Origin of the sequence: Neorhizobium sp. BT27B, assembly GCF_050455485.1 — a bacterium.
Lineage (GTDB): Bacteria > Pseudomonadota > Alphaproteobacteria > Rhizobiales > Rhizobiaceae > Neorhizobium.
Genome location: NZ_JBCIYT010000006.1, coordinates 416,616 through 429,287, shown reverse-complemented (window position 1 = coordinate 429,287; position 12,672 = coordinate 416,616). Strand labels below are relative to the sequence as shown.

The window sequence follows — 12,672 nt, the reverse complement described above, 5'->3', positions numbered from 1 at the left end:
ACGCGATCACCGCCCGCGACGGCGAAGCCGTTCGAGGTTGACCGTGACTGTCTATCTGCCGATTGCAGAGCTTTCGGTGAACATTTTCATCATCCTCGGCATGGGTGCGGCGGTCGGCTTTCTGTCCGGCATGTTCGGCGTCGGCGGCGGTTTTCTGATCACGCCTCTGCTGATTTTCTACAACATCCCTCCCGTCGTGGCCGTTGCCACCGGCGCAAACCAGGTGGTCGCCTCGTCGATCTCGGGCGCCATCACCCATTTCCGGCGCGGCACGCTGGATATAAAGCTGGGGACGGTGCTGTTGGTCGGCGGTCTTTTGGGGGCGACGGCGGGTATCTGGGTGTTTTCCTGGCTGCGCAGCATAGGCCAGCTCGACCTCTTCATCGCCATTCTCTACGTGCTTCTGCTCGGCACGGTCGGCACGCTGATGCTGAACGAAAGCGTGCGGGCACTGCGCCGCGCCTCCAGAAACGAACCGACGACACTGAAACGGCCCGGCCACCACACATGGGTGCACCGGCTGCCGTTCAAGATGCGATTCAAGAAATCAAAAATCTATCTGTCGGCCATTCCGATCGTGGCACTGGGTTTCTGTATCGGCGTCCTGACCTCCGTCATGGGTGTCGGCGGCGGTTTCATCATGGTGCCGGCGATGATCTATCTCTTGCGCATTCCCACCAACGTGGTCGTCGGAACCTCGCTGTTCCAGATCATTTTTGTAACCGCCTATACGACCATGGTGCAGGCAGCGACCAACTATTCCGTCGATATCGTGCTGGCCACCATCCTGATGGTGGCGGGCGTGATCGGTGCGCAATACGGGGTGCGCGTCGGCCAAAAACTGCGCGGCGAACAGCTGCGCGCGCTTTTGGCGCTGCTGGTTCTGGCCGTGGCGCTGCGCCTTGCGGTGACGCTGGTGGTAACGCCGGCCGATCTCTATTCCGTCACCATCGGGAGTTTTTGATGCCGCTCCCTGCGACCCTTCGCCGTCTCGCTTTTCTTGCAGCCCTTGTTTTTGTCGGTCAGCCCGCTGCCGCACAGGTGCCGTTCGGCGAAGCGACGACCGCCAAGGAAGGGCTGGAGATCGGCACCTCGACCAGCGAAATCGCCATCGCCTCGGATTTTCGCGGGGCGGACCTCACCATTTTCGGCGCGCTGACCAATGCCGACGAACTGCTGCTCGCCATCGGCCAGTATGATGTGGTGGTGACGCTGGAAGGGCCGCTCGACTATGCAACGGTGCGCAAGAAAAGCCGCGTTCTGGGTATCTGGGTCAATACCGAATCCATGACCTTCGAACAGGTGCCGGCCTCCTACTCGGTGGCGGCGACGCGGCAGATCGACGACATTCTTTCGAGCGAAGGCGGCCTGCCGATCGGCACGGAGCATATGCGCCTGTCGCCGACCGGTTATGTGGGCAATGCCGGAAACCTCACCGAATTCCGCGAGGCCTATCGCCGTCTGAAACTGGCGGGAGGTCTTTACCAGCACGACTTTGGCGGCGTGCGTTTCGTCTCGTCCAGCCTGTTTCGCGCCAGCCTGCGCCTGCCGGCCAATGTGCCGGATGGTGTGCATATGGTGCGCGCCTACCTGTTCAAGAGCGGCACGCTTCTGGCCGAGCGCGAACTGCCGCTCCGCGTCAACAAGACCGGCATAGAACAGCAGATCACCGATGCGGCGCATAACCAGCCGATTGCCTATGGCATTTTGTGCGTGCTGATTGCGCTGGTGACGGGCTGGGGGGCTAGTTTGATGTTCCGGAAGAAGTGAGTGGTGGTGGGTGGCTGCTTTTGCTGCCACGGACGGGCGTCGACCAATACCTAGCAGCCTATGCTATTGGTCAGACAGCAGGGGTAATAGATGGATCTAATAGCCGAGAAGCTTATCGGAAAAGAGCTGAGGGAAATTCAGCACAAAGCAAAATATGATACGATGATCATTTTCGAAGATGGCAGCATAACGGCTTGGACCGATGTCAAGGTCAGCATATCTTTTGGCGATGACCCGGTCATAGTTAGAGATGTGGTATGGTCCGGCGAGTGGTTCACGATCCTCTTCAATGAGGGTGAGATACGGGTAAGCCGTATCCCAACCTCGACCAATCCCGAGTGTTTCATCTATGGCTCTATAGGTCAGCCTACTTTGATGATTGTAGATCGTGGAGAGGAATAGCCGCACGCCCGCAATCGGCCGTTTCCGTTGAAAAAGTCGGCGTTTGGTTTTTGCGAGCGAGTGCTCTCCGCGCATACCCGGCTATCGTTCTGTTTGATCAATGAGGCGAGGAAAAATGGCAATTCGATCGGGCGATCAACCGGCGATCACGGGAGTGGTTACCTCTTATATCGAACATTGGGAACTGACTACAAAGCAAGCGACCGCATTGGTTAAGGCAACCGATGAGACGGAGATTGCTGAGCTTGAGGCTCGCTTTGGGTTCAGCCAGCAGGATGCCGTCACCCATTTTGTTGAGCAGACGGAATGGGGGCTGGAGACATTCCCACAGTATCAGGACCGTCGAGGCTCATTTCGCGAAAGGTTGGAGGCGCTTCGTTCAAGATGGAATGACTGGCAAAGTTGCTGAAGACGATCTGACATCCTCACAACAATCTACAGAATACGCCGTAAGCGCCCCCCATCCGCAACGTCGCCGCTGCGGATGGGCATATCAGCCAAAAATCACATGGCCGGCAGGATGGCGATGTCGCGGACTTCCTTGTCCGTGCCGGTGATGGCGCCGACTTCGGTGGCCGCACCGGTTTCCAGATTGACCGTGTAGAGCGATTTTCCGGCCGCCAGATAAGCGGTGTTCTTGCCACCCTCTTCACCCTGGATATCGAAGGCGTAGGTGGCGGGCTTGTCCTTGATGCCGAGCTTGCCGATTGCCTTCAGCGTGCCGTCATTCGGCTTGGTCTGCTGGATCAGCGCGCCGATCGTGGCGTCGATATTGTACATCGCCGTCTTTTCCGGCTTGCCGATCGAGTTGGTATAGGCGGCGGCAACGATGTTCGGGGTCTCGCCCTTGTGCATGTCGCCATCCTCATAGGCCAAAACGCCATCGACGGTGACGGCACCGGTATCGGGGTGGACGCGATGGTTGGTGGTGCCGCTCATGAAGCGCAGGCGGTCGGCCATCGGGTTGAAATCGACCACGACCGGCGCTTCCGTGATGGTCAGCATCTTGTCCATCTTGGCGACTTCGGTGGCAGCGCCGGTTTCGAGGTTGATGGAGACGATCGTGTGTTCCGGTGTGACGCCGATCACCGTTTTGGTGCCGGGGCGGAAATCGATGCCGACCAGCTTGGTCACGCCGGTGACGTCCATGGTCTTGGTGACGGCCGGTTTTGCCGTGTCGAACATGACGAGCGTCTTGTCGCCGGTGAGGCCGAGCACTGGGGCGGCGGATGCGGTGGCAAACGATGCGATCAGCATGGTGGATGCGATAAGCGAGGTGCGAGCGATGGTCATGACGTTCTCCCGTTACGTTTCGATCTCGTCGAGAGCGCTTTTGGCACACGGCCTTTTCACGTCTCTCGAAAGGGAGACACATGGGAGAGTGCGTCTGGATGCAGGGTCTAAAAATATATTTTGCCCCGCATCCATTTCCTGTCGTCGGGTGTCTTCCATATGCGGCCACATAACGGCTGTGTGAAACCTTGATGACTGGACGCGCCCATGTCAGCCGTGGCAACAGCAGAGACGGAATATTCGCGAACACGCGAAAGCTCATGGGGAGAGAGCGGCTTGGCCTTGGCAACAGACCAATCGACGGATCTCGAAACGGCGCTTCTGGCCTGTGCCAGGGGTGATCGCAACGGCTTGCGGCTGATCTTCGATCTCGAAGGCGGGAGGCTGGTGGCGGTGGCGCAGCGGATTCTTCGACGGCGCGAACTGGCGGAAGAGGTGGTGCAGGAGGCGTTTATCCGCATCTGGACGCATGCCCATCAGTTTGCACCGGGACGCGGTTCGGCGCGCGGCTGGATCTATGCCGTGGTGCGCAACCGGGCACTCAACATGCTGCGCGACGGCCGACGCGAGGATCTCGTTTCCGACGAGCGACTGGAAACGCTGCAGGATGCCGAACAGATGGATGAGATCATGTCGGCCTGGCACAGGCTGGATCGTGACAGCCGCCTCAAAGAATGCCTGGGCGCGCTGGAAGAGATGCGGCGGCGCGGCATTCTGATGGCCTATGTCGGCGGTTATACCCATGGCGAGATTGCCGGACGGCTGAAACTTCCGCTCGGCACGGCAAAATCCTGGATACGGCGCGGGCTTCTGTCGCTGCGGGAGTGCATGGCATGACGGTCGCACCAAAAGATTTTGCAACTTATGCCGACGAATACGTGCTGGGTCTGCTCGACGAAGCGGATGCCACCAGGCTGGACGCGCAGCTTGAACATGACACAGCCTTGGCGGATGCCGTGGCGCAGGCGCGCGAGCGTTTTCTGCCGCTCGATACCGGCATCGAGCCGGCGCGCGTGACGCCTTCCTTGTGGAACGCCATCGAGACGCGGCTGGCGGATGCGCAAGCGCCCTCCTCCATCCCCTCGGCTTCGCCACCGCGACCTGCCGCCGGCAATGACAATGCCCGCTCCGGCTGGCGGGCCGCCGCGATCTCGGCGATGGCTGCCTCGCTGATGCTGGCGGGCGGGCTGATCTGGAGCGTGACCCGCACGGCCGATCCGCTGGTGGTGGCGGTACTGCTGAACGAGGCGGGCGAGGTGCAGGCCGTGGTCGAGGACTTTGGCAATGACACGGCCAGTGTGAAACTGCTGACCGATTTTGCCGTGCCGGCGGACAAGACCATGCAGGTATGGACCTTGCCGTCACGCGAAATGGGACCGATGTCGCTTGGGCTTCTGCAGGATGCGCATTCGGCAACCTTGAGCGGTTCGGCCCTGCCGCGACCGCAGGATACCCAGCTCTACGAGATCACGCTGGAACAGGCCGGCGGCTCCCCCACCGGGCGGCCGACCGGGCCGATCCTTGCCAAGGGCTTTGCCAAGCTGGCGCGCTGAGGCAGCAGGGTCAACGTGGTGAAACCACCGCTGCGCACTTGACGCAGGTCAAGGCAGCGCCACCGCATGCGCCCATGCTTCTGTCGAAAAACGACAGGAGAGACACGCCATGTACAAACACATCCTTATCCCCACAGACGGTTCGGAGCTGGCAACCGAAGCGCTGGAAAAGGCGCTCGACCTTGCCGTGGAGATGAGCGCCAAGGCGACCGTTCTGGTCGTCGTGGAGCCGCTGCAGGCGATCACGCTCAATCCGTCGGGGCTGGAAATCGCCTATGCCGAATATGACCGGCAGGTGGAAGAGGCCGCCAAGGGCATTCTGGCCGATGCGAAGGCCGCTGCGGAAAAGCGTGGTGTGGATGTCGATCTGGAGAAGATCACCAGCACCAACCCGGCACAGGTGATCGTCGATGTGTCGGCCAAGCACGAATGCGACCTGATCGCCATCGGCTCGCGCGGGCGTTCGGGCATTTCGGCCTTCATGCTGGGGAGCGTGACGCTGAAAGTGTTGGCGCTGACGAAAACGCCGGTGCTGGTTTATCGGTGACGGCACTTGATTGAAGAGGCGTGTTCAGCAAAAATCCATCATGACTGATAACCTGCAAACACTTCGCGACATCGGCTGGCGCCTCTGGGATCCGATCGGCCTTAACGGGCCGGACGGTCCACCGGATGAGGCCATAGATGAATATGACAGCTACCTTATCGAGGCGTTCGCTATGCTGCAGGCAGGCAGCCAGATTCAGGATGTGGTCGCCATATTGATGGATATTGAAAGCGAACATATGGCGCTTGGCGAATTGCCGGACGCAGAGGAACGCGCCACACAGACGGTGCTTGAATTGAGAGCCATAGCTCTCACCCCATGAGATTGCCATAACGCACCGAATAGATGCGATCGCGGCCGAGCAGGTGCGCGACCAGCGTTTTCCGGTCAAAAATGCCCTGCATGGCCTTGTGATTGAGGTCCAGTCCGCCGGCCAGCACGCCGAAAGCCGGCATCAGCAGGCGGTGGCCATCGGTGGCGAAACAGGGACGGCGCACGTATTTTTCGCGGCGGCGCACGGTGGCTGACGGATGCAGATGGCCGGCCACCTCGCCCTTTATTCCCCCTGGGCCGGAAATCAGGCTTGGTTCGTGGCGGAAAACGAGACCGCCATAGACGAGTTCGTCGGTACTGATGCCCGGGAGGTCGGTGGTGCCGTCGGGATCGTGGTTGCCGTTGATCCAGATCCAGTCGCGACCGCGCGCCATCTCGGCGATCATGCCCCGCAGGTCGGCGGGCAAAAACTCGGAGCCGCGGCGATCGTGAAAATTGTCGCCGAGCGAGACGACGATCTTTGGATCATAGCGGGCGATGACGGCGGCGAGGATATTGAGCGTGGCGATCGTATCATAGGGCGGCAGCATCATGCCGCGGCGGGCAAAGGCGGCGCCCTTTTCCAGATGCAGGTCGGAAACCACGAGCATGCCGGTTTCCGGCAGGTAGAGACCGCCGAGCGGATCGCAGACGGCGGCGACACCGTGGATGAGGATGTCCTCGGTGGCGGGGGCTGTGGTGATCGTGGTGCGGGCGGATATGCCCAGTCGGTGCATCAAGGTCGGTTCGTCTTTCTGTTTCGGTCGGCGGTTCTTCTTTGTGCGTTGGTTTGCTTGGGGTTGGGTCCGCGGGTCAAGCCCGAGGATGACGACGGAGAGGGAAGCAGTGAACCCAAAGAACTGCTGCGGTTTGCCAGAACGCGTCGATGTGGCACCTTGGCGTTTGGTCACTATCTGTCGTCTTGGTATCACCTCTCCTTGGTCATCCTCGGGCTTGACCCGAGGACCCAGGCACAAGCCCTCAAGACATCGCCTCCGCAATCAGCTCCTCCGCAGCCTCGGCCAACACCGCATCCTGCGCTTCACCCGGAACACTTTCCTTGCCGATCTCCAGCATGATCGGCACCGCCAAGGGCGACACGCGATCGAGGTCACGGTGGGTGATGTGCCCCTTGATTCGTGCCAGCATATCGCCCAAACGGCCGATATCCAAAAGTCCCGTCGCCGCATCGCGCCGGGTTGCCTCCAGCAGCACGTGATCCGGCTCGTGGGAACGCAGCACGTCGTAGATCAGGTCGGTCGACACCGTGACCTGCCTTCCGGTCTTTTCCTTGCCGGGATGGCGGCGCTCGATCAAGCCGGAAATGACCGCACAATTGCGAAACGTGCGTTTCAGCATGTAGCTTTCATCCAGCCAGGATTCGAGATCGTCGCCCAGCATGTCCTCGTCGAACAGGTCCGACAGGCTCAAGGCACCGTCGCCGATCATTGCGCCGATATCGTTGAGGCCCCAGATGGCCAGCGAATAATCGGTGGCGACGAAGCCGAGCGGGCGGGCGCCGGCGCGCTCCAGACGGCGAGTGAGCAGCATGCCGAGCGTCTGATGCGCCAAGCGCCCCTCGAAACAGTAGGCGATCATGAAAAAGCGTTTTCCGCGCGGAAAGGTTTCGATCAGGAGTTCGTCCTGTTTCGGCAACATCGAACGTTCGAGCTGGATACTCAGCCAGTCGCGGACCTGATCCGGCAGGTTCACCCGGCGATCGGAATCGGCCAGCATGGCGCGCACCTGATCGGCCAGATAGGTGGTGAGCGGAAATCTGCCGCCGGCATAGGCCGGGATCTTTGGATCGAGCGAAAAGGCATTCGAGACGAGACACTGGTTTTCACGGATGCCTTCGAACCGCAGCACTTTGCCGGCGAACAGAAAGGTGTCGCCCTGCACCAGCTGTTCGAGAAAATACTCTTCTACCTTGCCAAGCGTCATGCCGCCCCTGCCCAAGGTTCCCTTGGCGTTGCGTTTGACGAGGCGAACATTGAGTTCGGCGGCCTCGACGATCGTGCCCAAATTCATGCGGTATTGCTGGGCGATCTGCGGATTGGAGACGCGCCAGCGGCCATCCTCCATCTTTCGAATCTTGGCATACCGCTCATAGCTGCGCAACGCATAACCGCCGGTGGCGACAAAATCGACGATGCGCTCGAACATTTCCCATGTCAGGCCGGCATAGGGCGAGGCAGAGGTGATCTCGTCGTAAAGGGCGACGGGATCGAACGGTTCGGCGCAGGCCATGCCGAGCACATGCTGGGCCAGCACATCCAGTGCGCCCTCGCCCACCGGCGGCGTGTCCTGCGCGCCAATATAATTGGCATCCAGCGCTGCCTGGCATTCCATAACTTCGAACCGGTTGGCGGGCACGAGGATGGCTTTCGACGGCTCGTCCATGCGGTGGTTGGCGCGGCCGATACGCTGGGCAAGGCGGGATGCCCCCTTGGGTGCACCGACATGCACGACGAGATCGATGTCACCCCAATCGATGCCCATGTCGAGCGTCGAGGTGGCGACGACGGCCCGCAGCCTGTTTTCGGCCATGGCCGCCTCCACCTTGCGGCGTTGGCTGGCATCGAGCGAACCGTGATGTAGGGCGATGGGCAGATTGTCCTCGTTGATGGTCCACAAAGTCTGGAACAGCAGTTCGGCCTGAAAGCGGGTGTTGACGAAGATCAGCGTGGTCTTGTGGCGCCTGATCGCCTCATAGACCTCCGGGATGGCATAGGTGGAGACGTGGCCGGACCAGGGAATGCGGCTATCGGTGCCCAGAATGGAGATGTCGGGGGCGGCCCCACCCGTCACATGAACGAGACCGGCGGGCGGTGACGGGTTTTCCCCTTGGGGAACGAGCCAGCGCTGCAGGTCCATCGGATCGGCGACTGTCGCGGACAGTCCAATCGTCTGCATGTCTGGCGCATGTTTTCGAAGGCGCGCCAGACCGAGCGAAAGGAGATGCCCGCGTTTGGAGGTGACCAGCGAATGCAGTTCGTCGAGGACGACGTATTTGAGGTCTTTGAAAAAGCGTGTCGCTTCCTTGTTGGCGAGCAGCAGCGCCACCTGTTCCGGCGTGGTCAGCAGGATATCCGGCGGATTGAGTTTCTGGCGCTGGCGTTTGGATTGCGGCGTATCGCCGGTGCGGTTTTCCACCGTCACCGCCAGCTCCATCTCGGTGACCGGCTTCAGCAGGTTGCGCTCGATATCGACCGTCAGTGCCTTTAACGGCGAGATGTAGAGCGTGTGGATGCCGGTAAAGGCCGAGCCGGGCGGGATTTTTCCGCGCGCCACGAGATCGGTCAGCGACGGCAGGAAACCGGCCAGCGTCTTGCCCGCACCCGTCGGCGCGATCAGCAGCATGTTTTCGCCGGCTTGAGCGCGGCTCAGAAGTTCGAGCTGATGGGCGCGCGGCTGCCAGCCCTTTTCCGAAAACCATTTTACGAATGGCCGGGGCAGTGCGACGGCCTGATTGCCGGGAGATTTTGCTTCGATGCGATCCACGACATGAAAGATAAGCTTTCACTTGCGGAAATGAAGAGCAGTTACCGGACGATATAACGATCCGTGCGGTGATTGATGGCGAGCGTCAGGTTGAGGGCCAATGCGGCCAGAACCGAGCAGGCAATGACAAACGGGCTGGCGACGAAGAAGGACAGGATCAGCACGACACAATCCAGCCCGAGCTGAACAAAACCGGCGCGCCAGCCGAAACGGTCCTGCAGGTAAAGCGCCAGAATGCCGAAACCGCCCAGCGAGGCGCGGTGGCGGAACAGGACCAGCATGCCGCAGCCGATCAGCAAGCCGCCGAACAAAGCGGCGGTGATGGGTTCGATGTCGGAAAAGCCGATCAGTTTCGGCAGCAGGCCGGACAGAAGAGAGGTAAGCGCGACTGCGGAAAACGTCTTGATGGTGAAGACGAGGCCGAGGCGTTTATAGGCCAGCCAGTAGAATGGCAGGTTCAGGACGAAAAAGGCGGCGCCGAAGCTGATATCGACCGAATAACGCAGCAGAAAACCTAGACCGGCCGTGCCGCCGATCATCAGATGTGCCGCCTGCAGCATGGTGACGCCGAGCGCCGCCAGCATGGAACCGGCGACGATGGCCTGCACATCCTCGATGATCGAGTGTTTTTCGGAACTGGATGCCCAAAAACCGATCGGGCCCTTCTTGTCTGATATGTTTGCCATGGTCAGCGCACCGCGATGTATCGATCAGAACGGTGGTTGATGGTGAGCAGCAGGTTGAGGATAACCGCGCTCAGCAGCGACCACAGCACCGTCATCGGGCTGACCACGAAAAAGGCGGCGGCCATGACGCAGAGGTCGAAAGCAAGCTGCACGAGGCCGGCGGGGATCTTGAAACGATCCTGAATATAGATGGCCAGAATGCCGATGCCGCCGAGCGAGGCGCGATGGCGATAAAGCCCCAGAAGTCCGAAGCCGATCAGAATGCCGCCGAGAAGGGCTGCCCAGAACGGATCGAGATGCTGGATGACGATGAATTTGCGCTCAAGTTCGGTGATGAAGGAGACCATCAGGATGGAAATGAAGGTCTTGAAGGAAAAGCCGACGCCCAGACGTTTGAAGGAGAGATAATAGAAGGGCAGGTTGACGACGAAGAACAACACGCCAAACGGAATGTCGAAAGCGTAATGCAGCAGGAAGGCGACGCCCGCCGTGCCACTGGTCAGAAACCCGGCCTGGCTGAGGAAATAAAGGCCGAGGGCTGCCACCATGGAACTGATGAACAGACCCTGTGCATCTTCCAGCTTCGTGTGGCGTGCCGGATCGAGGCTGTAAAAGCCCAGCCGGCGCTTCTGCGCGCTCTGTTCTTCGGCCAATATCGTCCCCTTGTTTTTTGGTGATTGTGCACCGCGATAGCGGCTTCATCAAGCATCATCAACAGGGCGTGATCATCATCAGCCAAAACGCAAGAAAGCGCCGCTCAGGCTGCCTTTCGCGACAGAAACAGAATGCCGTGAATGGCATTGCCGCCATCCATGCGAATGACGGTTTTTTGGCTGGCGATCCGTTCGAAGCCGTGAGCGGCGAGAAGGCCGAGAATATAATCCTCGGCGTGAGCATAGCGCATCGACTCGCGCAGCACGAAACCGTTGCCCTCTCCGGCATCCTCCACCGAAAAGGCGAACAGGCCATCGGATGTGAGAAGCTCCGTCACCAGTGGAAAGACGGTTTCCAGCGAGCCGAGATACATCAGCACATCGGCAGCGGAAACGAGATCGGCGCGGTGGCTTGCCTCCCACTCGAACAGGCCGGACTGTGCCGCCGGAAGCGTCAGATCGGACTGGCCGAGATGATCGTACAATTCCTTGCGTTCGGCGCGGGCCAGCATGTTGGTGGAAATGTCGAACCCCTCGAGACGGGTCGTCACATCACGGATTTCGGCGCCAAAAAGACCGGTACCGCAGCCGAGATCGACCGTGGTCGCAAAAGGTGCCTGCGGGCGTACCAGTGCCGCCAGCTTGCCGGGCACCGAATAATCCAGCTTCTCCACCAGCGCCGTATCAAAACGATCGGCATACTCATCGAACAGGCTTTCGACATACCGGCTCGGTGGCTGCTCGGGCACGTCTTGCGCACCCAGCAGCGCCAGTTTCAGGGTGGCGGCGAACACGTCTTCCGGGTCGAGCATCAGGGTTTCGCGATAGGCGGTGACGGCCGGCTCAACGAGGCCGGCTTTTTCGCGGTATTCACCGAGACGAAACCAGCCGGCGGCCCATTGGGGGGCAAGCTCCAGCGCCTGCTCCATCAGTTCGGCAGCGGCGGCAAACTCCTCGCTTTCACCCAGCATGCGGGCGTAATCGGCACGACGATCGGCAATCACGTCGCCGGAGGAAAACTGGTTCGTGCTCATCGGCGGCAAGGCTTTCACTGGAGTTGCGCCATCTCGCGCAAGTCATAAAAAAACTCAAGTTCTATCTGAGGAGGCAGACACATGATGCAAACATGCTTGCAGTGCGATAATGGGGCCACTATGTCTTTCGCACCCCCGCAGATGAACAAGGATGACCTCTTCCGTGAACAGTTTCCTCGGTGACTCTCCCGGCCGCACGCTTGTCAAGCTGGTGGTCGTCTGCCTCATAGTCGGCGTCGTTCTGGCATGGCTGGGCTATACGCCCGACAATATCGTCGGCAGCATTCGCTATCATTTCCTCGATATCTGGTACAACGGCTTCGAAGCGCTCGGCACGGTCGGCAATTACCTGCTGCTCGGTGCGATCGTGGTCATCCCGGTCTTCATCATCCTGCGCCTGATGAGTTTCCGGCGCTGACATGACGGAGTTTATGACACCATCGCGCCGAGGCTTTCTCGCCCTTTCAGGTGTTGGCCTTGTACTGGCCGGCTGTTCCACCGTCGGTGTTCTTTCGCCGACGCCGGGGGCGACCGACCGGACGGCGGCGGCACTGCCGCTGGTCAACGAGCTTCGCAAGAAAAACGGCCTTTCCGCCCTTTCCAGCGCCAATCCGGCCCGCAAGGCGGCAGCCGTGCAAGCCGTGCGCATGGCAAAAGCCAAGGAAATGCAGCATCTTATCGGGCTTGGTGACAGTTTTTACGACCGCATGAAAGGCAGCGATGTACCGCTGCCCGCCGCGGAAAATATCGCCAGCGGCCAGAACGAGGTGGAACGCGCAGTTCAGGCATGGATCGACAGCCCAAAACACCTGAAGAACATGCTGGACGCCTATAGCGGGCTCGGTGTGGCCGTGGCATATGCCGCGGATGGACGACCCTACTGGTCGATGATCCTCTCCAGCTAACCGGCAATGCGGC

16 protein-coding genes are annotated in these 12,672 nt (G+C 60.3%); 10 read left to right on the top strand and 6 right to left on the bottom strand.

The annotated features are described in order from the left end of the window. Positions 1–43: 43 nt before the first annotated feature. The 4 genes from AAIH70_RS18840 to AAIH70_RS18825 all read left to right on the top strand — a co-directional run bounded on the left by AAIH70_RS18840 (position 44) and on the right by AAIH70_RS18825 (position 2,581). The gene (locus AAIH70_RS18840) at positions 44–964 is read left to right on the top strand and encodes a sulfite exporter TauE/SafE family protein (protein ID WP_132276695.1); all 921 of its coding nucleotides are present in this window, start codon (positions 44–46) and stop codon (positions 962–964) included. Further along, positions 964–1,770, top strand: coding sequence for a TIGR02186 family protein (locus AAIH70_RS18835; protein ID WP_132276693.1), 807 nt, complete (start codon positions 964–966; stop codon positions 1,768–1,770). The genes AAIH70_RS18840 and AAIH70_RS18835 overlap by 1 nt, the downstream gene beginning before the upstream one ends. A 90-nt stretch (positions 1,771–1,860) precedes the next feature. Next, positions 1,861–2,172 (top strand): hypothetical protein, encoded by a 312-nt coding sequence (locus AAIH70_RS18830; RefSeq protein ID WP_132276691.1) that lies wholly within the window; start codon positions 1,861–1,863, stop codon positions 2,170–2,172. Positions 2,173–2,287: 115 nt separating this feature from the next. Then, positions 2,288–2,581, top strand: coding sequence for a hypothetical protein (locus AAIH70_RS18825; protein WP_132276689.1), 294 nt, complete (start codon positions 2,288–2,290; stop codon positions 2,579–2,581). A gap of 95 nt (positions 2,582–2,676) precedes the next feature. On the opposite strand, the gene AAIH70_RS18820 is transcribed toward AAIH70_RS18825, so the two are convergent. Next, positions 2,677–3,465 carry a DUF4394 domain-containing protein gene (locus AAIH70_RS18820; RefSeq protein ID WP_132276687.1) on the bottom strand — a complete coding sequence of 263 codons (789 nt, stop codon included), beginning with the start codon at positions 3,463–3,465 and terminating at the stop codon, positions 2,677–2,679. Positions 3,466–3,747: 282 nt separating this feature from the next. Here AAIH70_RS18820 and AAIH70_RS18815 point away from each other — a divergent pair, with 282 nt between their 5' ends. From AAIH70_RS18815 to AAIH70_RS18800, 4 genes are all read left to right on the top strand, one after another. Next, positions 3,748–4,302: a sigma-70 family RNA polymerase sigma factor gene (locus AAIH70_RS18815; RefSeq protein ID WP_245519247.1), complete on the top strand. Its 555-nt coding sequence runs from the start codon at positions 3,748–3,750 to the stop codon at positions 4,300–4,302. Continuing rightward, positions 4,299–5,018, top strand: coding sequence for an anti-sigma factor (locus AAIH70_RS18810; RefSeq protein WP_132276683.1), 720 nt, complete (start codon positions 4,299–4,301; stop codon positions 5,016–5,018). Before AAIH70_RS18815 ends, AAIH70_RS18810 begins: the two co-directional genes overlap by 4 nt. 109 nt (positions 5,019–5,127) lie before the next feature. Next, positions 5,128–5,565 (top strand): universal stress protein, encoded by a 438-nt coding sequence (locus AAIH70_RS18805; RefSeq protein WP_132276681.1) that lies wholly within the window; start codon positions 5,128–5,130, stop codon positions 5,563–5,565. Between the two features lie 40 nt (positions 5,566–5,605). Continuing rightward, positions 5,606–5,887 carry a hypothetical protein gene (locus AAIH70_RS18800; RefSeq protein WP_132276679.1) on the top strand — a complete coding sequence of 94 codons (282 nt, stop codon included), beginning with the start codon at positions 5,606–5,608 and terminating at the stop codon, positions 5,885–5,887. On the opposite strand, the gene pdeM is transcribed toward AAIH70_RS18800, so the two are convergent. The 5 genes from pdeM to AAIH70_RS18775 form a co-directional block, all read right to left on the bottom strand. Next, positions 5,877–6,614 carry a ligase-associated DNA damage response endonuclease PdeM gene (gene pdeM / locus AAIH70_RS18795; RefSeq protein ID WP_132276859.1) on the bottom strand — a complete coding sequence of 246 codons (738 nt, stop codon included), beginning with the start codon at positions 6,612–6,614 and terminating at the stop codon, positions 5,877–5,879. The genes AAIH70_RS18800 and pdeM overlap by 11 nt on opposite strands. Before the next feature lie 244 nt (positions 6,615–6,858). Then, positions 6,859–9,381 carry a ligase-associated DNA damage response DEXH box helicase gene (locus AAIH70_RS18790; RefSeq protein WP_132276677.1) on the bottom strand — a complete coding sequence of 841 codons (2,523 nt, stop codon included), beginning with the start codon at positions 9,379–9,381 and terminating at the stop codon, positions 6,859–6,861. 41 nt (positions 9,382–9,422) lie between these two features. Continuing rightward, on the bottom strand, positions 9,423–10,067 hold the full coding sequence (locus AAIH70_RS18785; RefSeq protein WP_132276675.1) for a YitT family protein: 645 nt from the start codon (positions 10,065–10,067) through the stop codon (positions 9,423–9,425). Positions 10,068–10,069: 2 nt separating this feature from the next. Next, a complete protein-coding gene (locus tag AAIH70_RS18780; RefSeq protein ID WP_245519231.1) occupies positions 10,070–10,720 on the bottom strand; it encodes a YitT family protein in 651 nt (216 codons plus the stop codon). Between the two features lie 104 nt (positions 10,721–10,824). Then, on the bottom strand, positions 10,825–11,754 hold the full coding sequence (locus tag AAIH70_RS18775) for a class I SAM-dependent DNA methyltransferase (RefSeq protein ID WP_132276673.1): 930 nt from the start codon (positions 11,752–11,754) through the stop codon (positions 10,825–10,827). Between the two features lie 151 nt (positions 11,755–11,905). On the opposite strand from AAIH70_RS18775, the gene AAIH70_RS18770 reads away from it, so the two are divergent. Next, positions 11,906–12,172: a DUF6460 domain-containing protein gene (locus AAIH70_RS18770; protein WP_132276672.1), complete on the top strand. Its 267-nt coding sequence runs from the start codon at positions 11,906–11,908 to the stop codon at positions 12,170–12,172. A gap of 1 nt (position 12,173) precedes the next feature. Then, a complete protein-coding gene (locus AAIH70_RS18765; RefSeq protein ID WP_132276670.1) occupies positions 12,174–12,659 on the top strand; it encodes a CAP domain-containing protein in 486 nt (161 codons plus the stop codon). Positions 12,660–12,672: the final 13 nt, after the last annotated feature.